Annotated in this window: 26 protein-coding genes and 1 pseudogene; 16 read left to right on the plus strand and 11 right to left on the minus strand. The window is 62.4% G+C overall.

Annotation, left to right across the window (positions count from 1 at the left end):
* Positions 1-10: 10 nt before the first annotated feature.
* From JYG34_RS07150 to JYG34_RS07190, 9 genes are all read left to right on the plus strand, one after another.
* Positions 11-1045: a polysaccharide biosynthesis protein gene (locus tag JYG34_RS07150; RefSeq protein WP_213660067.1), complete on the plus strand. Its 1035-nt coding sequence runs from the start codon at positions 11-13 to the stop codon at positions 1043-1045.
* 3 nt (positions 1046-1048) lie between these two features.
* A complete protein-coding gene (gene wbjC, locus JYG34_RS07155; RefSeq protein ID WP_213660068.1) occupies positions 1049-2161 on the plus strand; it encodes a UDP-2-acetamido-2,6-beta-L-arabino-hexul-4-ose reductase in 1113 nt (370 codons plus the stop codon).
* A gap of 24 nt (positions 2162-2185) precedes the next feature.
* A complete protein-coding gene (gene wecB, locus JYG34_RS07160) occupies positions 2186-3316 on the plus strand; it encodes a non-hydrolyzing UDP-N-acetylglucosamine 2-epimerase (protein WP_213660069.1) in 1131 nt (376 codons plus the stop codon).
* A gap of 6 nt (positions 3317-3322) precedes the next feature.
* Positions 3323-4546: a glycosyltransferase family 4 protein gene (locus tag JYG34_RS07165; protein WP_213660070.1), complete on the plus strand. Its 1224-nt coding sequence runs from the start codon at positions 3323-3325 to the stop codon at positions 4544-4546.
* Positions 4547-4589: 43 nt separating this feature from the next.
* A complete protein-coding gene (locus JYG34_RS07170; RefSeq protein ID WP_213661126.1) occupies positions 4590-5186 on the plus strand; it encodes a sugar transferase in 597 nt (198 codons plus the stop codon).
* Positions 5183-5809, plus strand: a complete 627-nt coding sequence (locus JYG34_RS07175; protein ID WP_213660071.1) for an acetyltransferase — start codon at positions 5183-5185, stop codon at positions 5807-5809. Before JYG34_RS07170 ends, JYG34_RS07175 begins: the two co-directional genes overlap by 4 nt.
* A gap of 79 nt (positions 5810-5888) precedes the next feature.
* A complete protein-coding gene (locus JYG34_RS07180; protein ID WP_213660072.1) occupies positions 5889-7067 on the plus strand; it encodes a DegT/DnrJ/EryC1/StrS family aminotransferase in 1179 nt (392 codons plus the stop codon).
* 55 nt (positions 7068-7122) lie between these two features.
* Complete coding sequence (locus JYG34_RS07185) at positions 7123-9126, plus strand: polysaccharide biosynthesis protein (RefSeq protein WP_213660073.1); 2004 nt, start codon at positions 7123-7125, stop codon at positions 9124-9126.
* Between the two features lie 151 nt (positions 9127-9277).
* On the plus strand, positions 9278-9610 hold the full coding sequence (locus JYG34_RS07190; protein ID WP_213660074.1) for a ComEA family DNA-binding protein: 333 nt from the start codon (positions 9278-9280) through the stop codon (positions 9608-9610).
* 42 nt (positions 9611-9652) lie between these two features.
* Here JYG34_RS07190 and JYG34_RS07195 read toward each other — a convergent pair whose 3' ends face one another.
* Positions 9653-9820, minus strand: a complete 168-nt coding sequence (locus JYG34_RS07195) for a DUF2897 family protein (protein ID WP_213660075.1) — start codon at positions 9818-9820, stop codon at positions 9653-9655.
* 163 nt (positions 9821-9983) lie between these two features.
* On the opposite strand from JYG34_RS07195, the gene pyrF reads away from it, so the two are divergent.
* Positions 9984-10685 carry an orotidine-5'-phosphate decarboxylase gene (pyrF, locus tag JYG34_RS07200; RefSeq protein ID WP_213660076.1) on the plus strand — a complete coding sequence of 234 codons (702 nt, stop codon included), beginning with the start codon at positions 9984-9986 and terminating at the stop codon, positions 10683-10685.
* 197 nt (positions 10686-10882) lie between these two features.
* On the opposite strand, the gene JYG34_RS07205 is transcribed toward pyrF, so the two are convergent.
* The gene (locus tag JYG34_RS07205) at positions 10883-11884 is read right to left on the minus strand and encodes an NADP-dependent oxidoreductase (protein ID WP_213660077.1); all 1002 of its coding nucleotides are present in this window, start codon (positions 11882-11884) and stop codon (positions 10883-10885) included.
* A gap of 177 nt (positions 11885-12061) precedes the next feature.
* On the opposite strand from JYG34_RS07205, the gene JYG34_RS07210 reads away from it, so the two are divergent.
* Complete coding sequence (locus JYG34_RS07210; RefSeq protein WP_213660078.1) at positions 12062-12823, plus strand: SDR family oxidoreductase; 762 nt, start codon at positions 12062-12064, stop codon at positions 12821-12823.
* A 2-nt stretch (positions 12824-12825) separates the two neighbouring features.
* Here the strand turns inward: JYG34_RS07210 and JYG34_RS07215 are convergent, their stop codons facing one another.
* The gene (locus JYG34_RS07215; RefSeq protein WP_213660079.1) at positions 12826-13983 is read right to left on the minus strand and encodes an MFS transporter; all 1158 of its coding nucleotides are present in this window, start codon (positions 13981-13983) and stop codon (positions 12826-12828) included.
* 118 nt (positions 13984-14101) lie between these two features.
* On the opposite strand from JYG34_RS07215, the gene JYG34_RS07220 reads away from it, so the two are divergent.
* The 3 genes and pseudogenes from JYG34_RS07220 (at position 14102) to JYG34_RS26600 (ending at position 17554) form a co-directional block, all read left to right on the plus strand.
* On the plus strand, positions 14102-15499 hold the full coding sequence (locus JYG34_RS07220; protein ID WP_213660080.1) for a PLP-dependent aminotransferase family protein: 1398 nt from the start codon (positions 14102-14104) through the stop codon (positions 15497-15499).
* A 969-nt stretch (positions 15500-16468) separates the two neighbouring features.
* Positions 16469-16648 (plus strand): annotated as a pseudogene (locus JYG34_RS26595) (hypothetical protein); the annotation flags it as partial.
* A 201-nt stretch (positions 16649-16849) separates the two neighbouring features.
* Positions 16850-17554, plus strand: coding sequence for a methyl-accepting chemotaxis protein (locus tag JYG34_RS26600; RefSeq protein ID WP_434011687.1), 705 nt, complete (start codon positions 16850-16852; stop codon positions 17552-17554).
* 79 nt (positions 17555-17633) lie between these two features.
* On the opposite strand, the gene JYG34_RS07230 is transcribed toward JYG34_RS26600, so the two are convergent.
* Positions 17634-18824: a benzoate/H(+) symporter BenE family transporter gene (locus JYG34_RS07230; RefSeq protein WP_213660082.1), complete on the minus strand. Its 1191-nt coding sequence runs from the start codon at positions 18822-18824 to the stop codon at positions 17634-17636.
* A 145-nt stretch (positions 18825-18969) separates the two neighbouring features.
* Between JYG34_RS07230 and JYG34_RS07235 the strand changes: the two genes are divergently transcribed.
* Positions 18970-19572, plus strand: a complete 603-nt coding sequence (locus tag JYG34_RS07235; RefSeq protein ID WP_213660083.1) for a glutathione S-transferase family protein — start codon at positions 18970-18972, stop codon at positions 19570-19572.
* Between the two features lie 115 nt (positions 19573-19687).
* Here the strand turns inward: JYG34_RS07235 and JYG34_RS07240 are convergent, their stop codons facing one another.
* From JYG34_RS07240 to JYG34_RS07260, 5 genes are all read right to left on the minus strand, one after another.
* Positions 19688-20059: a glutaredoxin family protein gene (locus tag JYG34_RS07240; protein WP_213660084.1), complete on the minus strand. Its 372-nt coding sequence runs from the start codon at positions 20057-20059 to the stop codon at positions 19688-19690.
* A gap of 59 nt (positions 20060-20118) precedes the next feature.
* Positions 20119-20664, minus strand: coding sequence for a GTP cyclohydrolase I FolE (folE, locus tag JYG34_RS07245; RefSeq protein ID WP_011532802.1), 546 nt, complete (start codon positions 20662-20664; stop codon positions 20119-20121).
* 69 nt (positions 20665-20733) lie between these two features.
* Positions 20734-21294: a Smr/MutS family protein gene (locus JYG34_RS07250; RefSeq protein ID WP_011532803.1), complete on the minus strand. Its 561-nt coding sequence runs from the start codon at positions 21292-21294 to the stop codon at positions 20734-20736.
* 197 nt (positions 21295-21491) lie between these two features.
* Positions 21492-21812 carry a hypothetical protein gene (locus JYG34_RS07255; protein WP_213660085.1) on the minus strand — a complete coding sequence of 107 codons (321 nt, stop codon included), beginning with the start codon at positions 21810-21812 and terminating at the stop codon, positions 21492-21494.
* An 87-nt stretch (positions 21813-21899) separates the two neighbouring features.
* On the minus strand, positions 21900-22493 hold the full coding sequence (locus JYG34_RS07260) for a cysteine hydrolase family protein (RefSeq protein WP_213660086.1): 594 nt from the start codon (positions 22491-22493) through the stop codon (positions 21900-21902).
* 179 nt (positions 22494-22672) lie between these two features.
* Here JYG34_RS07260 and prmB point away from each other — a divergent pair, with 179 nt between their 5' ends.
* A complete protein-coding gene (gene prmB, locus JYG34_RS07265) occupies positions 22673-23581 on the plus strand; it encodes a 50S ribosomal protein L3 N(5)-glutamine methyltransferase (protein ID WP_213660087.1) in 909 nt (302 codons plus the stop codon).
* 96 nt (positions 23582-23677) lie between these two features.
* Here prmB and JYG34_RS07270 read toward each other — a convergent pair whose 3' ends face one another.
* Positions 23678-24460 carry a hypothetical protein gene (locus tag JYG34_RS07270; protein WP_213660088.1) on the minus strand — a complete coding sequence of 261 codons (783 nt, stop codon included), beginning with the start codon at positions 24458-24460 and terminating at the stop codon, positions 23678-23680.
* A 124-nt stretch (positions 24461-24584) separates the two neighbouring features.
* Complete coding sequence (locus JYG34_RS07275) at positions 24585-25544, minus strand: alpha/beta hydrolase (protein WP_213660089.1); 960 nt, start codon at positions 25542-25544, stop codon at positions 24585-24587.
* Between the last annotated feature and the right edge of the window lie 26 nt (positions 25545-25570).

Below are 25570 nucleotides of genomic sequence, written 5' to 3' on the forward strand. Positions count from 1 at the left end.
AGGATTTCTTATGTTTACCGGCAAAACACTCCTCATCACTGGCGGTACGGGTTCATTTGGCAACGCCGTGCTCAAGCGTTTTCTCAATACCGATATCGGCGAAATTCGCATCTTCAGTCGTGATGAGAAAAAACAGGACGACATGCGCAAGCGCTATGCCAGTAGCAAGCTGAAGTTCTACATTGGTGATGTGCGTGATTACCAGAGCATCCTGAATGCCACTCGCGGTGTTGACTACATCTACCACGCCGCGGCGCTCAAGCAAGTGCCTTCGTGCGAGTTTCACCCTCTCGAAGCGGTGAAAACCAACGTGCTGGGTACTGAGAACGTGCTTGAGGCCGCCATCCAGAATGGTGTCAAGCGCGTGGTCTGCCTGAGCACTGACAAGGCCGTCTATCCCATCAATGCCATGGGGATTTCCAAAGCGATGATGGAAAAGGTGATGGTCGCCAAGTCGCGTAACGTCGACAGCAGCCGTACCGTCATTTGTGGTACCCGCTATGGCAATGTCATGGCTTCACGTGGCTCGGTGATTCCTTTGTTCATCGACCAGATCCGTGCAGGCAAGGCACTGACACTGACCGACCCGAGTATGACCCGGTTCATGATGACGCTGTCCGACGCTGTCGACCTGGTGCTGTTTGCCTTCGAGCATGGTGAAAACGGTGACCTGTTCGTGCAGAAAGCACCCGCCGCCACTGTGCAAACCCTGGCCGAAGCACTTACTCGACTGGTCGGTAAACCGGAGCATCCGATTCAAGTCATTGGCACCCGACACGGCGAGAAGCTGTACGAGGCCCTCCTCAGCCGTGAAGAGATGGCCTGTGCCGAAGACATGGGCGACTACTTCCGCATACCGCCAGACCTGCGCGACCTGAACTACGCCAAGTTCGTCGAGCAGGGCGAGGAGAAGATCTCCCGTACCGAAGATTACAACTCCCACAACACCGAGCGTCTCGACGTCGAGGGTATGCAGCGCCTGCTGCTCAAGCTGGAGTTCATGCAGGCTATCCAGCGTGGCGAACACGCTGTTCCGGAGGAGTGATCGATGAATGTCCTGATCACCGGTGCTGATGGCTTCATTGGCAAGAACCTGCTGGTGCACCTGCGCGAGCTCAAGGGTATCGTCATCGATACGTTCATCCGTAACGACGATGTGGCCACGCTGGCTGAAAAGGTCGGCAAGGCCGACTTCATCTTTCACTTGGCCGGTATCAATCGCCCGCAGGATCCACAGGAATTCACTACCGGCAACGTCGATCTCACTCGTGCGCTGGCTGATGCCGTGCGCGTCGCTGGTCGCCATGTCCCGTTGCTGTATACCTCGTCGACCCAGGCCGCAGCTGACAATGTTTATGGCATCAGCAAGCGAGGTGCCGAGGGCCTGTTGCAGGAGTTGCAGGCACAGACCGGCTCGCCGGTCTACCTGTTCCGCCTGCCCAACGTGTTCGGCAAGTGGGCGCGCCCGAATTACAACTCGGCGGTAGCCACGTTCTGTCACAACATCGCCCGCGACCTGCCGATCCAGATCAACGACCCAACTGCGCGTATCAACCTGGTTTACATTGACGACGTGGTTCGCTGTTTCCTTGAAGTGATGCGTGGTGAACATGCAGGCGAAGCCTTTGTCGAGGTGCAGCCGCAGTACACTGCCAGTGTTGGCGAAATCGCCGAACACCTGAACGCTTTCCGTGAAAGCCGCAAGAGCCTGATCACCGAGCCGGTGGGCACCGGCTTCATCCGCGCATTGTACTCCACCTATGTCAGCTATCTGCCGCAGGAGCGTTTCACCTATGAGGTGCCCAAGTACGGTGATGAACGCGGTGTGTTCGTGGAAATGCTCAAGACCGGCGACAGCGGCCAGTTTTCGTACTTTACAGCTCACCCTGGCGTGACCCGTGGTGGGCATTACCACCACACCAAGACCGAAAAATTCCTGGTCATCAAGGGCACGGCGAACTTCCGCTTCCGCCATATGGTGTCCGATGAGTTCTACGAACTGCAGACCAGCGGCGCCAAACCGGTCATCGTCGAAACTGTTCCTGGTTGGACCCACGACATCACCAACATTGGTGACGAGGAAATGGTTGTCATGCTGTGGGCCAACGAGATCTTTGATCGCGAGCTTCCCGACACCTACGCCAAGCCGTTGAACGCCTGAGCGCCCAGAGCACAAGGAATCGAAATGAAAAAGTTGAAGGTTGTCACGGTCGTTGGCACCCGTCCGGAAATCATCCGTCTATCGCGTGTGATGGCGGCTCTGGACCAACACTGCGAGCACGTCCTGGTTCACACCGGGCAGAATTATGACTACGAACTGAATGAGATCTTCTTTCAGGACCTCGGTATTCGCAAACCGGACCATTTCCTCAATGCAGCCGGTGCCACCGGTGCTGAAACCATTGGTAATGTGATCATCGCGGTTGACAAAGTGCTGGCTGAGGTCTCGCCGGAGGCATTGCTGGTGCTGGGCGATACCAATAGTTGCATGGCGGTGATTCCAGCCAAGCGTCGCAAAATTCCGACTTTCCATATGGAAGCTGGAAACCGCTGCTTCGACATGCGAGTTCCTGAGGAGATCAATCGTCGCATTGTTGACCATACTGCCGATATCAACCTGACTTACAGCACCATCGCCCGCGACTATCTGCTGCGCGAAGGACTGTCGCCGGACATGGTGATCAAGACCGGTAGCCCGATGTTCGAAGTGCTCAATCACTATCGTCCGTCGATCGAAACCTCCGACGTATTGCAGCGTCTCGGCCTGGAGGCTGGTCGTTTCTTCGTGGTCAGTGCCCACCGCGAAGAGAACATCGACGCCGACAATAACTTCCTCAAACTGGTGGATGTGCTCAACACCGTGGCCGAGAAGTACGACATGCCGGTGATCGTTTCGACCCATCCGCGCACCCAGAAGCGTGTCGATAAACTGGCTATCAAGTTCCACGCCAACGTTCGCCTGCTCAAGCCGCTTGGGTTCACCGACTATAACAAGCTGCAACTGGAGTCGAAGGCGGTGTTGTCCGACAGCGGCACCATCAATGAAGAGTCGTCGATCCTGAACTTCCCGGCATTGAACCTGCGTGAGGCCCATGAGCGTCCGGAGGGTATGGAGGAGGCCGCTGTGATGATGGCTGGTCTGGACATCGAGCGCGTGCTCCAGGGGCTGGCTCTGCTGGAAAGCCAGCCGCGCGGCCAAGTTCGTGGCCTGCGCCTGGTCGAGGACTACAGCATGCCAAACGTCTCCGAAAAGGTCGTACGCATTATCCACAGCTACCGTGACTATGTGATGCGGACTGTCTGGAGAAGGTACTGATCAATCATGACGGTTCGTGTACTTCTGCTGACCCAATGGTTCGATCCCGAGCCGACTTTCAAGGGTATCGTCTTCGCCCGTGAACTACTGGCACAGGGCTTCGATGTGGAAGTGGTGACCGGCTTCCCGAACTATCCGGGAGGTAAGCTGTACCCGGGTTACAAGGTGCGGCTGCTGCAGCGGGAAGTGATCGATGGTGTCAAGGTCACCCGGCTGCCGCTCTACCCCAGCCATGGGCAGAGCGGTATCGGTCGAATACTGAACTATGCCAGCTTCGCGGCTACGAGCCTGTTCTATGGGCTGTTCGGTGCGCGTCGTCCCGACGTGATCTACGCCTACCATCCACCATTGACCGTGGGCATGAGTGCGGCGCTCATTCGACTGTTTCGTCGTGTTCCGGTGGTCTACGACATTCAGGACATGTGGCCTGATACGTTGCGGGCGACTGGCATGTTCTCCAATGAGAAGGCGTTGGCGCTGGTCAGCCGAATTTGTGACTGGGTCTATCGCCGGGTTGATCAGATCGTGGTGTTGTCGCCAGGGTTCAAGCGCCTGTTGATCGAACGCGGCGTGCCGGCACAAAAGATCGACATCATCTACAACTGGTGTGCCGAAGACACTATCAGCGCGCCGCAGGCCATCAAGCCGGCAGGTTTCCCGGACACCGGCAGTTTTCGTGTACTGTTCGCCGGCAACATGGGCAAGGCCCAGGCGCTGGACGCGGTGATCGAGGCAGCAAGCCTGCTCAAGGCTCGCGCCGCCCATGTCACCCTGGTGTTCCTTGGCGGGGGGGTCGAGGTTCCGCGCTTGCAGGCGCTGGTTCGCGAGCGCCTGCTGGACAATGTGGTGTTCCTGCCGGGCGTGCCAATGACAGAGGTCGGGGCCTACCTGGCCAACGCCGATGCGTTGATGGTACATCTCAAGCGAGACCCACTGTTCAGTGTCACCATCCCGTCCAAGACCCAGGCTTACATGGCCGCAGGCAAGCCCATGCTGATGGCTGTCGAAGGGGACGCGGCGGATCTGGTGCGCGATTCTGGCTGTGGCGTGGTCGCGCAATGGGAGAGCCCACAATCGCTGGCCGATGCGATGCTTGAACTGGCGAGCCTGGATGCCGATGCACGTCGGCAGATGGGGGAGAAGGGAAGGGCCTACTACCAGCAACACCTGTCGCTGAAGGTGGGGGTGGCGCGTTTTGGCGAGCACTTCCGTCGTCTGGGCAAACAGTAGGCATTGCCCGCGTAGCAATGGTAAACCCGAGTTAGGAACTGCAATTTTGAAGCGATTGTTTGATGTAGTGGCTGCCAGCCTGGGATTGCTCATCCTGTCGCCAGTGATTGCCATCGTGGCGCTGTTGATCCGACGCCGCCTGGGGTCCCCGGTGCTGTTTCGCCAGGTGCGCCCAGGGCTCGACGGAAAGCCGTTCGAGATGGTCAAGTTCCGTACCATGCGCGATGCCACGGATAGCCAGGGCAACCCGCTGCCCGACGACCTACGCATGACACCGTTCGGCGCCTTCCTGCGCTCAAGCAGTCTCGACGAACTTCCGGAGCTTTGGAACGTGGTCAAGGGTGAGATGAGCCTGGTCGGGCCACGGCCGCTGTTGATGGAGTATGTGCCACTGTATGACGACGAACAGGTTCGTCGCCACGAGGTACGCCCAGGTGTCACCGGGTGGGCGCAGATCAATGGACGTAATGCGCTGAGCTGGGAAGAGAAGTTCAAGCTCGATGTGTGGTATGTCGATAACCGCTCGTTATGGCTCGACTTGAAGATCATCTTCCTTACGATTAGGAAAGTGGTGGTGCGTGATGGCATCAGTGCCGAGGGCGAAGTGACCATGTCCAAGTTCACCGGGTCACGCAAATGAGTCGCCTGGCGATTCTCGGAGCCAGTGGCCACGGCAAGGTAGTGGCTGATGCGGCGCAGCTATCCGGCTGGAGCAGCATCGAGTTCTTCGACGATGCCTGGCCGCATGTCACGGTCAATGGCGCCTGGCCGGTGGTGGGTGACAGCACGCGGCTGCTTGCTTGTGCCGCCGAGTTCACCGGTGTAGCGGTTGCCATTGGCAACAATGCGGTGCGACGGCAGAAACTGACGCAGCTCAAGGATGTCGGTGCGATGCTCGCTACCATCATTCATCCTGCGGCCGCAGTCAGCCCGCATGCCAGCCTTGGTGCCGGCAGCGTGGTGCTTGCCACGGCGGTGGTCAATCCGTTCGCTGAGGTGGGCGAGGGTGCCATCCTCAACACCGGTTGCAGCGTCGATCATGACTGCCGGCTGGGGCATTGCGTACATGTAAGCCCCGGGGCCAGGTTGGCCGGCGCAGTGAGTGTCGGGGACGAAAGCTGGATCGGCATCGGCGCCTGTGTTCGCCAACAGATTCGCATCGGTGCCCAGGTCATGATCGCAGCCGGGGCCGCTGTAGTGGGTGATATCTCTGATAACATGACAGTCGCCGGCGTTCCCGCGCGCGCGCTCGTGCGCAAGTAGTGAGCAGTGATGCCGGATGCAGGGAAACTGGCGTCCTCGGGCGGCATCGATAACAAATTCTGGATAGCAGGTATAAGCCGTGTTGAATACTCCATTTTCTCCTTGGCCATCGTTCAGTGAAGAAGAGGCCGAGGCTGTTCGCAGCGTGGTGCTCTCCAACAAGGTCAACTACTGGACTGGCCAGGAGTGCCGCGAGTTCGAGAAGGAATTCGCCAGTTGGGCAGGCACCGAGTATGCCATTGCCCTGGCCAACGGTACGGTGGCGCTGGATCTGGCCCTGAATGCCTTGGGCATCGGCAAGGGTGACGAAGTCATCGTTACCCCACGTACTTTTCTCGCCTCGGTTTCAAGTATCGTCAACGCCGGTGCCATACCGGTGTTCGCCGAGGTTGACCGCGATACTCAGAACATCACCGCCGAAACCATCGAGCGTGTGTTGACCCCGCGCACTCGCGGCGTCATCTGTGTGCACTTGGCGGGCTGGCCTTGCGACATGGATCCGATCATGGCACTGGCTGAGCGTCACGACCTCAAGGTGATCGAAGACTGCGCCCAGGCCCATGGAGCGACCTACAAGGGGCGTTCGGTTGGCTCGATTGGCCACGTTGGCGCCTGGTCTTTCTGCCAGGACAAGATCATGACCACCGGGGGCGAGGGTGGCATGGTCACCACCAACGACCGCAAACTGTGGGCTGACATGTGGGCCTTCAAGGATCACGGCAAGAGCTGGGCAGCGGTCTATGAGCGTGAGCATGCGCCGGGCTTCCGCTGGCTGCACGAGAGCTTCGGCACTAACTGGCGCATGCTCGAGATGCAGGGGGCGATCGGTCGTATCCAGCTGCGCCACATGCAGGCCTGGCATCAGGCGCGGCTGCGCAATGCCGACGCGATCTGGAATACGGCCCGTGATCTGCCTGGCCTGCGGGTGCCGTCCCCTGGTGACGGCATCGTCCATGCTGCCTACAAATGCTATGTCTTTGTAGAACCTGAGGCGCTACGTTTTGACTGGTCGCGCGACCGCATCATCAACGAGATTGTCGCCCGCGGTGTGCCGTGCTACTCCGGGTCCTGCTCAGAGGTTTATCTCGAAAAAGCCTTCGATGGCACTGGCTGGCGACCGGAGCAGCCACTGTCAATCGCTCGCGAGCTGGGAGAGACCAGTGTGATGTTCCTGGTGCATCCGACATTGACTGAGGCGGAAGTTGAGAAGAGCTGCCGCGTACTGCGCGAGGTCATGGCCTGCGCTGTGAAGGCGTAGCCGTAAGTATGAACTCAGGAAAAGCAGACTCAGGGATTCTGGTGGGGTTGAAGGGATGATTGACACGTTGCGCAGAGGGCTGCTGGGGCTTCCCCGTCGGCAGAAACGCCTGCTTCAGGTGCTGACAGACATCATCCTCGTCTGGGGGGCGCTGTGGTTGGCATTTCTGGTGCGGTTGGGAATCGACGACCTTGCCAACCCGTTGCTGGATCATGGCTGGCTGTTCGTCGCAGCCCCTGTCGTGGCGATTCCCCTGTTTATTCGATTCGGTATGTACCGGGCGGTGATGCGCTATTTTGGCAACGATGCCCTGGTTACGATCATCAAGGCGGTCAGCCTGTCTGCGTTGATCCTGGGGTTGTTCGTCTATTGGTACAGCAATCACCAGAACCTTGTGCCACGCTCGGTCATTTTCAACTATTGGTGGTTAAGCCTGATCATGGTGGGTGGGCTTCGCCTGGCCATGCGTCAGTATTTTCTCGGTGACTGGTTCTCCGCCGCTCAGCACGTGCCGTTCGCCAACCGCGACGATGGGCTGCCAAGGGTCGCTGTCTACGGTGCTGGCGCAGCGGGCAACCAGCTGATTGCGGCTCTAAGAATTGGCAAGTTGATGCGTCCCGTGGCGTTCATCGATGATGACGAGACTATCGCTGATCGCATTATTTCCGGGCTGCAGGTCTACAAACCACGTCATATCCAGAAAATGATCGATGTGACAGGAGCCCAGGAGATACTGTTGGCGATTCCATCGGCGACTCGCGCCCGGCGTCGGGAAATTCTTAGTTATCTCGAAGGCTTCCCGTTGCATGTGCGCAGTGTCCCTGGATTCATGGACTTGGCCAGTGGCCGGGTCAAGGTAGACGATATTCAGGAAGTTGACATCGCCGACCTGCTGGGCCGTGATCCGGTACCCGCTCAGGATGACCTGCTGGAGCATTGCATCAGGGGGCAGGTGGTGCTGGTTACCGGTGCCGGAGGCTCGATCGGGTCGGAGCTATGTCGGCAGATCCTGATGCAGTCACCCAAGGTATTGCTGTTGTTGGAACACAGTGAGTTCAACCTCTACAGCATCATGTCGGAGCTCGAACAGCGAGTAAGTCGCGAGGCGTTGTCCATAAGTCTGCTACCGATCCTGGGCTCCGTACGCAATCAGGCCCAGCTGTTCGATGTCATGAAGACCTGGCGCGTGGACACCGTTTACCATGCTGCGGCCTACAAGCACGTGCCGATGGTCGAGCACAACATCGCCGAAGGCGTGATCAACAATGTCATCGGTACGCTCAATACCGCTCAGGCTGCACTGCAGGCCGGTGTCGCCAACTTTGTGTTGATTTCCACAGACAAGGCGGTGCGCCCCACCAACGTCATGGGTAGCACCAAGCGCCTCTCGGAAATGGTTTTGCAGGCCCTGAGCCGTGAAATGGCGCCCGTGATGTTCGGTGAGGCGGGAAATGTCTCGCGGGTGAACAAGACGCGTTTCACTATGGTGCGCTTCGGCAATGTGCTGGGTTCTTCCGGCTCGGTGATTCCGCTGTTCCACAAGCAGATCAAGAGCGGTGGCCCGCTGACGGTGACCCATCCAAAGATCACTCGTTATTTCATGACCATTCCCGAGGCGGCGCAACTGGTGATCCAGGCGGGTTCGATGGGGCGAGGGGGGGATGTGTTCGTGCTGGACATGGGGGAGCCGGTGAAGATAGTCGAGCTGGCGGAGAAGATGATTCACCTGTCGGGGTTGAGCGCGCGCTCCGAGCGCAACCCGCATGGTGATATCGCGATCGAGTTCACAGGCTTGCGCCCGGGTGAGAAGTTATACGAGGAGTTGCTGATCGGCGACAATGTCATTGCTACTCGCCACCCAATGATCATGAGCGCCGAAGAGGATTTCCTGCCATGGGACGTACTCAAGGAGCGTCTGAGCGAGTTGCTCGACGCCATGGCTCAAGACGATTATGGGCGGGTTCGGCAGTTGCTGCGTGAAACGGTCAGTGGTTATTCGCCGGATGGTGACATTGTCGACTGGATCTACCAGCAACAGCGGTTGGATCCGCGCTCCTGAAGCGCATGACGAACGGCCACCCTCGAGGTGGCCGTTTTGCAATATTTCCAAGCATTTGTTGGTTTGTCAGGTGCTCCTGCGCTGACTAACGTTCAGCTTGCAGCGAGGGAAACGCTGCATCTGAATGTTGTCTACCAGGAGAAATATTACTATGCGCAACACTGTTCTGAGCTACTTGCTTCTACCTCTGCTCGCGGGCTGGTCAGTGTCCTCGAGCGCAGCGCCAGTCATCTCGACTGATCCGCTGCCCACGGTGTCGTTAACGACACCCAGCATCGAGCCAATGGCTCGAGTCGATCTCAACCGGGCTGATCGTGAGACACTGCAACGTCGGCTCTCAGGGATCGGCAAGGACAAAGCCCAGGCTATCGTCGATTATCGTGAGGCCAACGGGCCATTCACATCTGTGGACGAATTGCTGGAGATCAAGGGTATCGGCAATGCACTGCTGGAGCGCAATCGCGACAAGATGATGGTGGAGTAAGCAGCTCCGACACCGGCGGCTTACGCGCCGGTGTCGGCATCTTTAGCGGTCTTGAGCGTCCTTCGCGTCCATTTCTGCATTACGCTCGTGGATTTTTTTCAGCTGCTCGTCGGTCAGAGGCAACTTTTTCGCCGTATCTCGCAGCAGCAGTAAACCACCAATGATCGAACCAAGGGCGATGATCAGAATCAACCAAGCATACCAAGGCATTGACGTTCTCCTTGCTCTCGTGGAACCCATCGCCCCGAGGCACTTGTATCAATTATAGGCGGGGTGCGGGCTGGGGGCCAAATCGTCTGATCCATGGCCCCCAAAGGCCCTGCGACTTCGTTTACAATGCGCGCCGTTCAAGACTTGCCAAGAGACCCTGCCCATGTCCGCCTGCCAGACGCCCCTTATCGTCGCCCTGGATTTCCCTACCCGTGACGCCGCCCTGAAGTTGGCTGACCAGCTCGATCCGGCGCTGTGCCGGGTAAAGGTCGGAAAGGAGCTATTCACCAGCAGTGCTTCGGGGATTGTCGAGACCCTTTGCGCCAAGGGCTTCGAAGTGTTTCTCGATCTCAAGTTCCACGACATCCCCAACACCACCGCCATGGCGGTCAAGGCGGCGGCCGAGATGGGCGTGTGGATGGTCAACGTGCACTGTTCCGGTGGCCTGCGCATGATGTCGGCTTGCCGAGAGGAGTTGGCCAAGCGTAGTGGTCCGCAACCGCTGTTGATCGGTGTGACTGTACTGACCAGCATGGAGCGCGAGGACCTGGCCGGCATTGGCCTGGACGTCGATCCACAGGAGCAGGTGCTGCGTCTGGCGGCGTTGGCGCAAAAAGCCGGTATGGATGGCCTGGTGTGCTCGGCACTGGAGGCGCCCGCATTGAAAGCGGCTCATCCGTCACTGCAACTGGTTACCCCGGGGATTCGCCCGGCGGGCAGTGCCCAGGACGATCAGCGTCGTATCCTGACGCCGCGCCAGGCGCTGGATGCAGGGTCCGATTACCTGGTGATCGGCCGCCCGATCAGCCAGGCGGCGGATCCGGCCAAGGCTTTGGCTGCCGTAGTGGCCGAGATTCGCGGCTGATTTGTAAGGGCCAGGGCCGCGTTGCGGCCCATCGCGGGGCAAAACAGAACCCATTGATTTGTCACGAGCTCTGTAGGAGCGGCTTTAGCCGCGATCACCCGCGAAGCGGGTGGCCAGCACCGTGTTGTCTGCATCGCGGCTAAAGCCGCCCCTACAGAGTGCTCTTTTCCCTGCGCCACAGCGCAGCCCCGAAGCCCTCAGACCTTCAGCACCAACTTGCCGAAGTTCTCACCGCTGAACAGCTTGAGCAAGGTTTCCGGGAAGGTCTCCAGCCCCTCCACCACGTCCTCCTTGCTCTTGACCTTGCCGCTGGCCAGCCATCCAGCCATCTCCTGCGCAGCCTTGCCATACTCCTTGACGTAATCCATGACCACGAAGCCTTCCATGCGTGCACGGTTCACCAGAAGCGACAGGTAGTTTGCCGGCCCCTTCACCGCCTCCTTGTTGTTGTACTGGCTGATTGCGCCGCAGATCACTACCCGGGCCTTGAAACTGAGGCGCGAGAGCACGGCATCCAGAATGTCACCGCCGACGTTGTCGAAGTACACATCCACGCCCTTGGGGCATTCGCGCTTGAGGCCGGCCAGCACGTCTTCGGCCTTGTAGTCGATGACCCCGTCGAAGCCCAGTTCATCCTTGAGGTACTGGCACTTCTGCGCACCGCCGGCAATCCCGATCACCCGGCAACCCTTCAGCTTGGCAATTTGCCCGGCAATGCTGCCGACCGCGCCGGCGGCGCCTGAGATCACCACCGTCTCGCCGGCCTTTGGCTGGCCGACATCGAGCAGGGCGAAGTAGGCGGTCATGCCGGTCATGCCCAGCGCGGAGAGATAGCGGGGTAGGGGGGCGAGCCTGGGGTCGATCTTGTACAGGCCCTGGGGCGCGCCCGTGTAGTAATCCTGCACGCCCAGCGCACCGTTCACATGGTCGCCGACCTTGAAGTCCGGATGCCTGGAGGCGATCACCTCGCCGACCCCCAGGGCACGCATCACCTGGCCAAGGGCCACGGGCGCAATATAGGACTTGCCCTCGTTCATCCAGCCGCGCATCGCGGGGTCCAGTGACAAGTAGAGGTTCTTCACCAGTACCTCGCCCTCGGCGGGTTGCTCGGTGGCGACCTCCTCATAGGTGAAGTCTTCGCGACGCACGGCGCCGACCGGGCGCTTGGCAAGCAGGAAACGGCGGTTGCTGGTGGACATGGCGATATCTCCTGGAATGGGGTAGTCGGGGCAGGATGATCAGCTGCGATCCTGTCCTGCGTCACGCAAGATCACCGCGAACGATAGTAGTCCAACCGCAGTCCTGATGATGCTGCCCAGCCGGTTGGCAGGCTGACTAGACTCAGGCTCGAATCCAGTTCCCAGAAGGAGCCAATGATGGGCATGACGTTCTCCGGCCAGGTCGCACTGGTCACTGGCGGTGCGGCGGGCATTGGCCGGGCGACCGCCCAGGCTTTCGCGGCGGAAGGCCTGAAGGTGGTGGTCGCCGACCTCGATGCGGTGGGTGGCGAGGCCATGGTCGCGCAGATTCGCCAGGCGGGCGGTGAGGCACTGTTCGTGGCCTGTGACGTGACCCGCGACAGCGACGTACGGCAACTGCATGAAAGAATCGTCGCGGCCTATGGTCGGCTTGACTACGCCTTCAACAATGCTGGCATCGAGATCGAGAAAGGCCGGCTGGCCGAGGGCAGCGAGGCGGAGTTCGACGCGATCATGGGGGTCAACGTCAAGGGCGTCTGGCTGTGCATGAAGTACCAGTTGCCCCTGTTGCTGGCCCAAGGTGGTGGAGCGATCGTCAACACCGCGTCGGTGGCGGGGTTGTCGGCGGCGCCGAAGATGAGCATCTATGCGGCCTCCAAGCATGCAGTGATTGGCCTGACCAAGTCGGCTGCCATCGAGTACGCCAAGAAGGGCATCAGGGTCAACGCGGTATGCCCGGCGGTCATCGACACCGACATGTTCCGTCGCGCCTATGAAGCAGACCCGCGCAAGGCCGAGTTCGCCGCAGCGATGCACCCGGTCGGGCGCATCGGCAAGGTCGAGGAGATCGCCAGTGCAGTGCTCTACCTATGCAGCGATGGCGCGGCGTTTACGACCGGGCATAGCTTGACGGTCGATGGCGGGGCATTGGCCATCTGAGTTCAGGCCTGCTGTTGCCGTGGCATGCGCAAGCTTTTATGGAGTTGCAGGGCAACCAGCAGGCAGCCGCTTACCAGGCCGACGCCAAACAGTAGCAAAGCGCTGTTGGCCCCCAGGTGGTCGCTCAGCAGGCCCGTGAGGATCACTGGCAGGCTGAAGCCCAGGTAGGCCAGCAGAAAGAACCCGGCGCTGGCGCGGGTCTTCTCCTGGCCTGCCAGTTGATTAACCGCAGCCAGTCCGCCCAGGTAGATGAAGCCGTAGCAAGCGCTGCTGGCGGTGATCGCACCGATCAATACGCCGGCCAGGTTGCCGCTTGCCGCGCCCCAGGCTAACAATCCATAGCTGCATGGCAGGATCGACAACCCCAACAGCGTCGCCCGAGTGCTGGAAAGGCGGCGGGCGATGGGCTGGAACAACAGGCCGCAGCTGATCACGCAGAACGTCGAGAAACCCGACCAGGCGCTCAGGCCATGCGCGCGCAGGATACCCGGCAGCAGGGCGATGACCAGGCCGACACAGGCCCAGGCCAGCAGGATCGCAAAGCCGTAGGCCAGGCTCCCTGTGGGATAGTAGGGCAGGCGCAGCATGACGCCGCGCTGCGCCGGGCGAGGGTCAGGCAGACGCCAGACCAGGAGCAGGGCAATTGCAGCCAGTGCCAGTTGCAGGTGGAAGCTGCCAGGCGTGAGGGTGGGGCCGTGCAACAGGAACAGGCTGGTCAGTGCCGCCCCCAGGCCGAAGCCCAGGGAGGTGCTGGCGGTGACCCAGTTGGCCGCGCGGCTGCTGCGCTCGGGCGCCATCAATTCGCCCATGTAGGCGGTGGCCGTGGCCGAGGCCAGGCCGGTGCCCAGCCCCAGGAACAGGCGCGCCACGCCCAAGGCCTCCAGGCCGGGTGCCAGCAGCATGATCAGGGTGGCAATCATCGACAGCCCCAGAGCCACGAGTATCAGCGGGCGTCGGCCGACCCGGTCGGCGAGGCCGCCGAGGGCCAGTAATACCGGCAGCACGCCGAGCACGTAGCCGGAAAAGGCCACGGCGGTGGCGGCCGCGCCGCGTCCGGACAAGTCGGCGTAGGCGATGTACAGGGGGGCTTGGAGGTTCACCGCAAGGGTGATCAGGCAAAGGGCAATGGCCAGCAAGGCCGGGGCATGACGAGAGGGCATCGCAAGCATCCGTGGAGGAGTGTCCGGTGCAGCTTCGAGGTCGTGGCCTTTCTTCGACAAGGCACACACGCGGCGCATTTGTGATTAACTGTTTGCCCGAAAACAGCGAACACTTGCCATGCGCCTCGAACTCGACCGGCTTCACCCTTCGCCGTTGGTCCAGCAACTGACCGGGCAATTGCAGGCTTGGATTGAGCAGCAGCGCTTGCGTCCCGGCGCGCGTCTACCCTCGATCCGTGCTCTTGCGCGGGACCATGGGGTGAGCGCGTCCTGCGTGATCGAGGCCTACGATCGGCTGGTCGCCAGCGGTTGGCTGGAAGCGCGCCACGGAACGGGCTTTTTCGTGGCGGAGCGCAAGCCGGGATTGCAGGCTGATGTGGGGGTGGCCTGGGGCGAGGGCATCGACGGTCGTTGGCGGCAGTTTCGTGAAGGGCACGACGAGTTGCTCAAGCTGGGGTGTGGCTGGCTGCCGGTGGCCTGGCGCGCCGAGGCTGAGCTGGCCCAGGCGGTGCGCCAGGTAAGCCGTGGTGCGGCAGAGGCGTTGTTCGACTACTGCCCGCCGTTGGGGCTCGCCAGCCTGCGCCTGCAGTTGCACAAGGGCTTGGCGAAGCTCGACATTGCGGCTTCACCTGAGCGTATCCTGACCACCCAGGGGGCCAGCCATGCCCTCGACCTGTTGGTACGCACCCTGCTGGCACCCGGCGATACCGTGCTGGTGGAGCGTCCCGGCTATTACAACCTGTATAACCTGCTGCGTCTGCATCAGGTCAAAATGCTCGAAGTGCCGCGCACGGCCACCGGGCCGGACCTGCCGGCGCTCGAGCGCCTGCTGGCCGAACACCGGCCACGCTGCCTGTTCACCAACAGCCTGTACCAGAACCCCACAGGCTCCAGCCTGACACCCAAGGTGGCCTACCGCCTGCTGGAACTGGCGCGCGAGCATGATGTGCGGATCATCGAGGACGATCTCTACGCCGACTTCCAGAATGGCGCGGCGACGCGCCTGGCGACGCTCGACAGTGATCAGCGGGTTATCTATGTGGGCAGTTTTTCCAAGACCCTCAGCTGTTCATTGCGCGTCGGTTATGTGGTGGCCGAAGAGGCGCTGGTGGCTCGCCTGGCCGAGCTGAAGATGGTCAGCGGCATCGGCACCTCACGCTTCGCCGAGCAGGTGGTCGGGCAGATGCTTGCCAATGGCAGCTACCGCAAAAGCGTGCAGCGCCTGCGCGTGCGCCTCGGACAGCACATGGCGAAGGCGCTTGGGCAGTTGGAGGCCTGTGGTTGGGAGGTGTTCTGCGAACCGTTCGGCGGCATGTTCGTCTGGGCTCGCTCGCCTGGACGCGATTTCGCCGAGCTGGAGCAACTGGCGCTGGAGCAGGGCGTGCTGTTGACGCCGGGCAGTGCCTTCGACCCGCAAGGGGGGGCAAGCGACTGGCTGCGGATCAATGTCGCCTATGGGCAGGACGTCCGCGCCCAGACCTTCTTCCAGCACGCCGGGCGACCTTCAGCAATCTGAAAACGACAGGTTCATAGCTATTTGACACCATTGCCTCGTTCGGCTCTTGTGAGGGTGTCGATGCCATTGTCACTCTTGTAGTTCGGAACAGTCCGGCAACGCGAGGGGGGAACGGTGATGGTGGCGACCCGGCACGGTGTACTGGCCAACCTGGGCATGGCCCGCAAGCTTGGCCTGGGTTTCGCGTTGGTTCTGCTGCTGACGCTGGTGGTGGCTGTGATCGGCGTGTACGCGCTGAGCAGTATCGGCCAGCGCTTCGACGGGCTTAGGCAGATGGCGCAGTTCAACGCCGAGCTGTCGAGGCTGCGCCAGCATGAGCAAGCTTTTGCCCTGCGTTCGGACATCAAGGAGGCCGAGGCCTTGCGCGGTGGGTTGAAAAACCTGCTGGAACGAGCCCAGGCCGTGCCTGCACTGGCGTCCGCGCAAGCAGACCTGTCCGCCTACGGCCAGGCGTTCGACCAGTTCGTCCAGGCGGTGCAGGCCAAGGAACTGGCGCTGGACATGGCCAGTTGGTCGGTCTCCAGCGTGGCCAACAACCTCGATGTGCTTCAGGCGGGCCTGGCCGATGACGGCAGCTACACCCTCAAGCAGTCCCAGGGGCAGCAGGGGGCTGAATTTCTCGAGCAGGCGGGCCAGGTGGGGCAGGTCTCACGGTTGATGCTGCAGGCCATGGACGAAGCCCGGGTGCGCCTGGACCAGAGCCGCAAAGGCGTCGAGGCTGGCCAGGGGCGAATCGCCCAGACGGTCGAGGCAGCAAGCCTGGTCGAGCAGCTCAAGGGGACGGTCAGCGACGCGGGTTACCAGAGTGTGCTCGGCGAAGTGGCCGGGCATATCGCCAGTTTTTCCGAGAAGCTCAACGAGTACACCGACCTGTTGAGCCAGGAGCAGGGCATCAAGGCCCAGTTGCAAGGCAGGGCCGAGCAGGCCACGGCGCAGGTCGACCAGGCATACGCGGCCCAGGAGCAGGCAATGCAGGGCGAGTTGGCGCGCAACCTCGTGGCCATCGCGCTCGCCACGGCCCTGGCGTTACTGGTGGGGGTGCTGGCGGCCTGGCTGATTACCCGTGCCGTGGTCGCGCCACTCAGGCGAGTGATCGCCCGGGCCCGGCGCATTGCCGCAGGTGAACTGGGTTTCGAGGCCGAGTTGCCGCGCAAGGATGAAGTAGGGCAACTGTTGCAGGCGATGCAGCAGATGGCCGAAGGCTTGTCCGGCGTGGTCAGTGGCTTGCAGCAGGGGATCGAGCAACTGGCCGGCAGCGCGCAGGCATTGTCGGCGGTCACCGAGCAGACCAATCGTGAGGTCGGCAGCCAGAAGGACGAAACCGAGCAGGTGGCCACCGCCATGCAGCAGATGACCGCCACGGTGCACGATGTGGCACGCAATGCCGAGCAGGCGGCGCAAGCCGCGCAGGCCGCCGACGACAAGGTTGGCTCGGGGCAGCAGGTGGTGCGCCAGAGCATGCAGCGCATCGAGCAGTTGGCGGCGGCGGCTGAAACGGCCAGCAATGGCATCGACAGCCTCAGTGCCGAGATCCACACCATCGGTGGTGTGCTGGAGGTGATCAAGAGTGTCGCCGAGCAGACCAACCTGCTGGCGCTCAATGCCGCCATCGAAGCAGCCAGGGCGGGAGAGCAGGGTCGTGGCTTTGCCGTGGTGGCCGACGAGGTGCGGGCCTTGGCCCGACGCACCCAGCAATCCACCGAGGAGATCGAGCGCCTGGTGGCCAGCCTGCGCGGCAACGCCCAGCAGTCGGTGGCGCAGATTCGCGGCAGCACCGAGCTGGTGCGCCTGGCGGTGGCCGATGCGCTGCAGACCGAGAGTGCCCTGGGCAGCATTGCCGCGGCGGTGTCGTTGATCCAGCAGATGAACCAGCAGATTGCCGCGGCGGCCGAGCAGCAAAGCTCGGTGGCCGAAGAGATCAGCCGCAGTGTCACTCAGATTCGCGGCAGTGCCGATCAGGCGGCCTTGGCCATGGAGGACAACGCCCGGTCAAGTGTTGAGCTTGCCCGGCTGGGGGATGACTTGAAGGGGATGGTGGGGCATTTTCGCGTGTGACGCCCGCAAAGCCCGCTTCGCCGGCAGGCCGGCTCCTACAGGTGTCCGGTAGGCGCCGGGTTGCCGGTGAACGACAGTTTCAACCTTTGCGTGGGCTCAGGATCAGCAGGGTCAACACCCCCGCGACGATCCCCCAGAACGCCGACCCGATCGAGAACAGGGTGAAGCCCGACGCCGTCACCATGAACGTGATCAGCGCCGCCTCGCGTTCACGGGCCTCGCCCATGGCCACGCTCAGGCCGTTCATGATCGAGCCGAACAGAGCCAGCGCGGCGATCGACAGCACCAGCTCCTTGGGCAGCGCGCCGAACAGCGCCGCCAGGGTGGCGCCGAAGGTGCCGGCCACGCCATAGAAGATCCCGCACCAGACCGCCGCGGTATAGCGCTTGGCCGGGTCTTCATGGGCATGCGGGCCGGTGCAGATCGCCGCGCTGATCGCCGCCAGATTGATGCCGTGGGAGCCGAACGGTGCCAGCAGCAACGAGGCGAATCCGGTGGCCGAGATCAGGGGCGATGCGGGCACCTGGTAACCGTCGGCGCGCAGCACGGCGATCCCTGGCATGTTCTGCGAGGTCATGGCCACGACGAACAGCGGGATACCGATGCTGATGGTCGCCGCCAGCGAGAAGCTTGGGGTGGTCCACACCGGCGTGGCGATTTCCAGTTGGAAACCGCTGAAGTCCAGCAGCCCCAGGGCACCGGACAGCGCCGTGCCGACCAGCAGCGCGGCGAGCACGCAATAGCGTGGCGACAGGCGTTTGACCAGCAGGTAGCTGAAGAACATGCCCAGCACCAGCAGGGTGCGGTGCTGCGCGGCGACGAAGATCTCGCTGCCGATCTTGAACAGGATGCCGGCCAGCAATGCCGAGGCCAGCGAAGCGGGGATGCGCCTGACCAGGCGCTCGAAGCTGCCGGTCAGCCCACAGATCAGCACCAGCACGGCGCAGGTGATGTAGGCGCCGATGGCCTCGCTGTAGCTGACACCGCCCAGGCTGGTGATCAGCAGCGCCGCGCCAGGTGTCGACCAGGCCACCGTGATGGGGGTGCGATAACGCAGCGACAGGCCGATGCTGCACGCCGCCATGCCGATCGACAGTGCCCAGATCCACGATGAGATCTGCGCACTGGTGAGCCCCGCCGCCTGGCCGGCCTGGAACATCAGCACCAGGGAGCTGGTATAGCCGGTGAGCATGGCGATGAAGCCGGCGACCACCGCCGACGGGGAGCTGTCCGCCAGCGGCCGCAGGCGCGCGGAGGTGGCATCGGTCATGGGGTAATTCCTTGTACAGGTGTCAGCATTTTTTGCAGGCTACCGCGTCATGAGGCGTTTCTTGCCATACAGCAGCCATTGCATTTAACCGTACAGTCGCCAACTATTGGCCTCGGATAGGCAACTGCGTGAAAGGGGAGGGGCGATGTACAAGGTGTATGGGGATTACCAGTCGGGCAACTGCTACAAGGTCAAGCTGATGCTCAGCCTGCTTGACCGCCCGTATGAGTGGCATTCGGTGGATATTCTCAAGGGCGAAACCGAGACCCCCGAGTTCCTGGCCATGAACCCCAACGGCAAGGTGCCGGTGCTGCAACTGGAGGATGGCACCTGCTTGTGGGAGTCCAACGCGATTCTCAACTTCCTGGCCGACGGCAGCGAGTTCCTGCCCAGCGAACCGCGCCTGCGTACCCAAGTGCTGCAGTGGCAGTTCTTCGAGCAGTACAGCCATGAGCCGTATATTGCCGTGGCGCGTTTCATCCAGTTCTACCTGGGGCTGCCGGACGAACGCATCGAGGAGTATCGCAAGCTGCACAAGGGCGGGTACAAAGCGCTCAAGGTGATGGAGCGGCAGTTGCAGATGACCCCATACCTGGTCGGGGACCAGTATTCGATTGCCGATGTAGCGTTGTATGCCTACACCCATGTGGCACATCAAGGCGGGTTCGACCTGGCCGATTATCCGGCGGTGAGAGCCTGGCTGGAGCGGGTGGCCAGCCATCCGCGGCATGTGCCGCTGGCTGATTGAAGTTGTACCGGCCTCTTCGCGGGTAAACCCGCTCCCACAGGTGCGCCACCGTTTTCAGATCCGGTGGCGTATCTGTGGGAGCGGGTTTACCCGCGAAAGGGGCTGAAAATTTCTATCAGACTGCCGCGAAGCGTTTGTCCAGGTAAGCGATGATATCCTTGGATTCGTACATCCAGGTGACCTTGTCGCCTTCCTCGATGCGCAGGCACGGCACCTTCACCCGGCCACCGCCTTCGAGCAGCGCCTGACGGTGCTGCGGGTCGTTCTTCGCATCACGCAGCGTCACCGGCACATTGAGCCGGTGCAGGGTGCGGCGGGTCTTGACGCAGAACGGGCAGGCATGGAACTGGTACAGCGCGAGGCCTTTGGCCTCCTGCTCGACACCGGCCTGGGCCGCGGCATCGCGCTTTTTCTTGGCCGGGCGGCTGATCCAGTCAGCGAACACGATGAGCTGGCCGAGGCCGACCCGCAGGGCTTTGACGATCATGGGCAACTCCTGAAATGAAAAAGCCGACCCCAGTGGGTCGGCTCCGGATCACAGGCCGATCACTTGATCAGGCTGAGGAACTCGCTGCGGGTGGAGGCGTTCTCGCGGAACTCGCCGAGCATCACCGAGGTGAGCATGGTCGAGTTCTGCTTTTCGACGCCGCGCATCATCATGCACATATGCTTGGCTTCGATGACCACGGCCACGCCCGCGGCGCCGGTCACCTGCTGGACGGCTTCGGCGATCTGGCGGCTGAGGTTCTCCTGGATCTGCAGGCGACGGGCGAACATGTCGACGATCCGCGCAACCTTCGACAGGCCGAGCACCTTGCCCTGGGGCAGGTAGGCGACATGGGCCTTGCCGATGAACGGCAGCATGTGGTGTTCGCACATCGAGTACAGCTCGATGTCGCGGACCAGCACCATTTCGCTGTTGTCGGAGCTGAACAGCGCACCGTTGGTCACTTCTTCCAGGGTCTGCTCATAACCGCGGCAAAGGTATTTCATGGCCTTCGCAGCCCGTTTCGGCGTGTCGAGCAGGCCTTCGCGGGAGACGTCCTCGCCCAGCTGGCTGAGGATCTCGGTGTAGTTCTGTTCCAGGGACATGGATCTACCTGTGGAAAATTTCGCAAAGACGAAGGGTACGGCGCCAAGCACGGCGCTGCAAGCGCGATGTCATTCGTCGCGGCCTTCGAGCATGGTTCGCTTGAGCATGACGTACAGCGCGCCGGTGCCGCCGTGGCGGGCCTGGCAGGAGGCGAAGCCGAGCACCTGCGGGTGTTGGCGCAGCCAGGTGTTGACGTGGCTCTTGATCATCGGGCGCTTGCCATCGATGCGCGCGGCCTTGCCGTGGGTCACGCGCACGCAGCGCACTTCGAGCTTGGTGGCTTCGGCGATGAAGTCCCACAGGGTTTCGCGCGCTTTCTCGACGCTCATGCCGTGCAGGTCGAGGCTGCCCTCGAAGGCGATCTGGCCGAGCTTGAGCTTGCGGATCTGGCTCTCCTGCACGCCGTCGCGGCGCCACATCAGTTCGTCTTCGGCACCAACGTCGATGACGAACTGGTCGGAAAGGCCGTCGACGACCAGTGGCTGGTCGCTACGAATGGTCGCCGCCTGGCGCAGCCCGGCCAGTTGCTTGCGGTCGGCCTTGGGTTTGCCGACCTCGGCGCGATCGTGCTGGATCGGCTTGACCCCGCGCACTTCGCTGCGGAAGAGGGAAAAATCGTCGTCTTGCATGGTGCCTCCACGTGGGCGGCGTAGTTTACGCGACTGGGCGTCGGAGTGAAGCTTTGGGTTCAAGCACAACCTATTGAGTTGGCATGCCTCTGTAGGAGCGGCTTTAGCCGCGATCACCCGCAAAGCGGGTGAAAGATACTGCGGTGTCTGCATCGCGGCTAAAGCCGCTCCTACAGAGGGCCCTGATGCTCGACAGGTCAGTCGTGTTTCTTCATCAGGTGAGGCGCAAGATTCAACCCGTGCCCGCGGCGTAGGCGAATGCGGCTGCGTCGCCAGCCGCGTACACCGAAGTACAGCAGCACGATGCCGACCACCGCGAGCGTCGCCGCCAGCGGCTGGTTGGCGTTGAGTTCGGCGAGGGCGGGGTAGTTGCCCAGCAGGCCGGCGACGCCGGCCATGGCGAGGAGGATGCCCAGCGTCGCGAGCAGCACCGAGAAGGCGGCGCCCAGGCGGGCGCCCCAGTTGCTCGGTTCGCGCTGGCGCAGGCGCTTGGCATCGAAACGGCCTTTGAGCTTCATTCGAAGTCCTCTGGATCTTGTAACGCTGATCCGGATTTCGACCTGCGGGCTGTCCTTGGGTTCCGCCCGTCCGCCGGACGGTCTCGGTCAGACCAGGCTGGCGGTGGGGGCGACGCAGGCGAAGTTGTCGGCCATCACGGCCATTTCGCACTGGTGGATCTGTGCGGCGGGAATCACCGTATCCTTCAGAGCAAGGTCACGGGTCGCCGAGGCATCTTCCACCAGGGTGCAGCGATAACCATAGTCCTTGGCACGGCGCACGGTGGTGCTGACGCTCGAGTGGCTCATGAAGCCGCAGACGATCAGGTCAAGCGGGCCGAACGCCTGCAGCGTCTCGTGCAGCTTGGTGTTCTTGAACGCATTGGGCATGCGTTTTTCGATGACGACTTCGCCCTCCAGTGGCTCCAGGCCGGGGATGAACTCACCCCCCGGGCCCTGCGGGTCGAAGCGACCGCCGACGGTACCGAGGTGGCGGACGTGGATGATCGGGCGGTTGGCCTTGCGGGCGGCGTCGAGCAACCTGGCGATGTTCGCCACGGCCTCGTCCATGCCCGACAGCGCCAGCGGACCGCTCAGGTACTCCTTTTGCGCATCGATGACGATCAGGCTGGCTTGGCCCAGCTTGGCCGGCGGGTAGTCGCGGCCAGTGAGGCGGAACATCGTGGTTGGAACGGAGGACATCAAGGGCTCCTTGGATAGGGCTTTTGTATACCTATTCTCCCTCGCCTTGGCGTCAATGTGAATGGTTGACATTGCAGGCGGCATGGTTACTGGCCTGGGGCTATCCATTCGGCCATCGGAGAAAACAAATGTGTGGTGTGGGCTGTTAGACTTTTGTCCTGTCTGAAAAGGAGTACCCCGTGATCACATCCCGCCTGCGCACCCTGCGCGACCATATCCGCTGGGCGGTCAGCCGCTTCCATGAGCACGAGCTGTTCTTCGGCCACGGCGCCGACAATGCCTGGGACGAGGCCCGCCTGCTGGTGCTCGGTTCGGTGCACCTGCCGTGGGAGGTGGCCGACAGCTACCTGGACTGCCAACTGGAGGACGATGAGCGGGTACGCCTGCAGCACCTGCTCAAGCGCCGCATCGAAGAGCGCGTGCCCACCGCCTACCTGCTGGGCGAGGCGTGGTTCTGCGGCATGTCGTTCATCGTCGACGAACGCGTGCTGGTGCCTCGCTCCCCCATTGGCGAGTTGATCGAAAAGCGTTTCGAGCCGTGGCTGGCGGCGGAGCCGGCGCGCATCCTCGACCTGTGCACCGGTTCCGGTTGCATCGGCATCGTCGCCGCCGATGTGTTCCAGGACGCCGAGGTGGTGCTGGCCGACCTGTCCTTCGATGCGTTGGAAGTGGCCAACCAGAACATCGAGCGCCATGGCCTGGAACAACGTGTCTATACCGTGCAGGGCGATGGTTTTGGCGGCTTGCCGGGGCAGCGTTTCGACCTGATCCTGTCCAACCCGCCGTATGTCGACGCCGAGGATTTCGACGACATGCCGGCCGAGTACCACCATGAGCCCGAACTGGGCCTGGCCTGTGGCGACGATGGCCTGGACCTGGTGCGGCGGATGCTGGCCGAAGCGGCCGATCACCTGACCGAGAAGGGCTTGCTGATCGTCGAGGTAGGCAACAGCCAGGTGCATGTAGAGGCGTTGTACCCGGAAGTGGACTTCGCCTGGCTGGAGTTCGAACGCGGTGGCCATGGGGTGTTCATGCTGACCGCCGAGCAGTGCCGGCAGCACCAGGCCTTGTTTGCTTCGCGCGTGTAATTCGCGTGTATTGAAGGGGGCTGCCTTGCAGCCCTCTCGCCGGCAAGCCGGCTCCTACGCAGTATTTTCTGTAGGGGCCGGCTTGCCGGCGAAGGATCAGCGGGTGGCGATCCAGATCAGCAGCCCTGCCTGGAAGACCGCGAAGGCCACCAGGCAGGTGATGGTGAACCGCAGGCCGCTGTCCTCACGACGGTACTTGGCCACGCGCTCGTCACGTTCACGCAACTGGGCTTCCTTCTCCATCAGGTTCTGCTCGGCCTGCTGCAGCATGCCGGCTGCCTCGATGATGTCGACGCGCTGGACCTTCTCGGTGTTCCAGCCGCCCTTGAGCTGGCCCACCGCAGTTTCCACCACGCGCCCCTTGAGCAACTGGCCATCGGCGTATTCCACGGCCAGGCCGACGCTGGCCAGCACGTGGTCGCGGCGCAGGCGAGTATCCTCGTTGAGCGCATCCTTGTTCGGCAGGTTCATGCCTTCGACCCGGTAGTGCGAGCAACGTTGCTGCAACCACTGCACCGCCTGGGCCAGCAGGTAGCGGCCCAGGCCGCGGTTCAGCGGTTCGAGTTGCAGGCCACTGTCGCTGCCGATGCGCACCAGGCGCTGTTCGTGGTCGACGCGGATGTCCAGCTGGTTCTGTTCCTTGCGCACTTTCTGCCCGGGCAGGCGGATTTCCATGCGCAACAGGCTATGGGCTTTGTCGTGACGCTCGGCATAGCCGAACTGGACGAAGCGCAGAGGCCGCGCGCCGCTGTTGCGGTCGGTCGGCAGCGGCGCCAGGCGCAGCAGCTGGAAGTGTTCGGCGGCAAGGTCCGCCCAGGGCTGGGGGGCGCTCTCCGGGGCTTGTTCTTCTGTCGCCTCGGCGGCGGGGGCATCGGTCATCGGGACAATCCTCAAGTGCACGGCGGCCAGGTGTTCAGCGGGCCTCGGCGCCGCGATCACGACCTTCATAGCTGCATTATCGGCAGCTCGGGCCAAGACCTGAGTATTGTCGGTGATCGAACCCTCAGGTCGGTGGCAACTGGTGGATGAAGGCGACGATCCGTTCACCCAGCTCGCGCGCCAGGGGCAGTTCCGGGTTGAGGTAGCTGTCGCGTTGCTGGCGGATGTCCCGGGGGCTGATGCGCAGCACGTGGTTCATGCCGTCGATCAGCGCCAGCTCGGCGTCGGGCTTGGCGGCCTTGAGGCGTTCGGCGTCGGCCACTTCGACCTGCACGTCATTGCGCCCCTGGACGATCAGCGCGGGCACCTGGAGGTGGGCGAAGGCTGCCGCCGGGTCCTGGCGCAGCAGCGAGATCAGGTACGGCTGCACGCTGGGGCGGAACACCTGGCGCAGGGGTGCCGGCACGTCCAGGCTGGTCTGCCCCGCCTGCAACCTGTCGATCAGCGCCATGGCGGCGTTCAATTGCGCAGGGGGCAGGCGTTGGGCCAGTTGCTCGCGCAACACCTGCGCCACTGGGCGGCCACTGCCGGCCAGGGTGATCACCGCGCTGGCGCCGGCCTGCTCGGCGGCCAGGCTGGCGATCAGTGCGCCTTCGCTATGGCCGATCAGGATCAACGGGCCAAAGCGAGGGTCATGGCGCAATGCCTGGCCCCAGGCGACGACGTCGGCCACGTAGCGTTCGACGCTGAGGTCGCGTTCGTCGGGTGTGGCCGGTTGGCTGGCGGCCACGCCGCGCTTGTCGTAGCGCACGCTGGCGATGTGCTCGCCGGCCAGCAGCAGGGCCAGGCGCTTGAGGTTGTCAATGCGCCCGGAGGCCGGATTGTTGCCGTCGCGGTCGGTGGGGCCGGAGCCGGCGATGATCAGCACCACCGGGGGCGGGGTGTCCTGCTGCGGCAGCAGCAGGCTGCCGTGCAGCACCCCCTGGCCGGTGTCCAGGTCGATAGGGCGTTGCAGCACGGTGGGGGCGGCCTGGGCTAGACCAGTGCAAAGCAGCAGGAGGAGGGCGGCGAGGCGCGACTTCATCAACGGGCACTATCTGGGGAGGTCTG

The sequence above is a fragment of the Pseudomonas entomophila genome, assembly GCF_018417595.1.
In the GTDB taxonomy this organism is placed as follows: domain Bacteria; phylum Pseudomonadota; class Gammaproteobacteria; order Pseudomonadales; family Pseudomonadaceae; genus Aquipseudomonas; species Aquipseudomonas entomophila_C.

What these genes read in the sequence shown, in the direction of transcription:
- JYG34_RS07150 (WP_213660067.1), top strand. Translation starts at nt 11, where the DNA reads ATGTTTACCGGCAAAACACTCCTCATCACTGGCGGTACGGGTTCATTT.
- wbjC (WP_213660068.1), top strand. Translation starts at nt 1,049, where the DNA reads ATGAATGTCCTGATCACCGGTGCTGATGGCTTCATTGGCAAGAACCTG.
- wecB (WP_213660069.1), top strand. Translation starts at nt 2,186, where the DNA reads ATGAAAAAGTTGAAGGTTGTCACGGTCGTTGGCACCCGTCCGGAAATC.
- JYG34_RS07165 (WP_213660070.1), top strand. Translation starts at nt 3,323, where the DNA reads ATGACGGTTCGTGTACTTCTGCTGACCCAATGGTTCGATCCCGAGCCG.
- JYG34_RS07175 (WP_213660071.1), top strand. Translation starts at nt 5,183, where the DNA reads ATGAGTCGCCTGGCGATTCTCGGAGCCAGTGGCCACGGCAAGGTAGTG.
- JYG34_RS07185 (WP_213660073.1), top strand. Translation starts at nt 7,123, where the DNA reads ATGATTGACACGTTGCGCAGAGGGCTGCTGGGGCTTCCCCGTCGGCAG.
- JYG34_RS07190 (WP_213660074.1), top strand. Translation starts at nt 9,278, where the DNA reads ATGCGCAACACTGTTCTGAGCTACTTGCTTCTACCTCTGCTCGCGGGC.
- JYG34_RS07195 (WP_213660075.1), bottom strand. Translation starts at nt 9,820, where the DNA reads ATGCCTTGGTATGCTTGGTTGATTCTGATCATCGCCCTTGGTTCGATC.
- pyrF (WP_213660076.1), top strand. Translation starts at nt 9,984, where the DNA reads ATGTCCGCCTGCCAGACGCCCCTTATCGTCGCCCTGGATTTCCCTACC.
- JYG34_RS07205 (WP_213660077.1), bottom strand. Translation starts at nt 11,884, where the DNA reads ATGTCCACCAGCAACCGCCGTTTCCTGCTTGCCAAGCGCCCGGTCGGC.
- JYG34_RS07210 (WP_213660078.1), top strand. Translation starts at nt 12,062, where the DNA reads ATGGGCATGACGTTCTCCGGCCAGGTCGCACTGGTCACTGGCGGTGCG.
- JYG34_RS07215 (WP_213660079.1), bottom strand. Translation starts at nt 13,983, where the DNA reads ATGCCCTCTCGTCATGCCCCGGCCTTGCTGGCCATTGCCCTTTGCCTG.
- JYG34_RS07220 (WP_213660080.1), top strand. Translation starts at nt 14,102, where the DNA reads ATGCGCCTCGAACTCGACCGGCTTCACCCTTCGCCGTTGGTCCAGCAA.
- JYG34_RS26600 (WP_434011687.1), top strand. Translation starts at nt 16,850, where the DNA reads ATGACCGCCACGGTGCACGATGTGGCACGCAATGCCGAGCAGGCGGCG.
- JYG34_RS07230 (WP_213660082.1), bottom strand. Translation starts at nt 18,824, where the DNA reads ATGACCGATGCCACCTCCGCGCGCCTGCGGCCGCTGGCGGACAGCTCC.
- JYG34_RS07235 (WP_213660083.1), top strand. Translation starts at nt 18,970, where the DNA reads ATGTACAAGGTGTATGGGGATTACCAGTCGGGCAACTGCTACAAGGTC.
- JYG34_RS07240 (WP_213660084.1), bottom strand. Translation starts at nt 20,059, where the DNA reads ATGATCGTCAAAGCCCTGCGGGTCGGCCTCGGCCAGCTCATCGTGTTC.
- folE (WP_011532802.1), bottom strand. Translation starts at nt 20,664, where the DNA reads ATGTCCCTGGAACAGAACTACACCGAGATCCTCAGCCAGCTGGGCGAG.
- JYG34_RS07250 (WP_011532803.1), bottom strand. Translation starts at nt 21,294, where the DNA reads ATGCAAGACGACGATTTTTCCCTCTTCCGCAGCGAAGTGCGCGGGGTC.
- JYG34_RS07255 (WP_213660085.1), bottom strand. Translation starts at nt 21,812, where the DNA reads ATGAAGCTCAAAGGCCGTTTCGATGCCAAGCGCCTGCGCCAGCGCGAA.
- JYG34_RS07260 (WP_213660086.1), bottom strand. Translation starts at nt 22,493, where the DNA reads ATGTCCTCCGTTCCAACCACGATGTTCCGCCTCACTGGCCGCGACTAC.
- JYG34_RS07270 (WP_213660088.1), bottom strand. Translation starts at nt 24,460, where the DNA reads ATGACCGATGCCCCCGCCGCCGAGGCGACAGAAGAACAAGCCCCGGAG.
- JYG34_RS07275 (WP_213660089.1), bottom strand. Translation starts at nt 25,544, where the DNA reads ATGAAGTCGCGCCTCGCCGCCCTCCTCCTGCTGCTTTGCACTGGTCTA.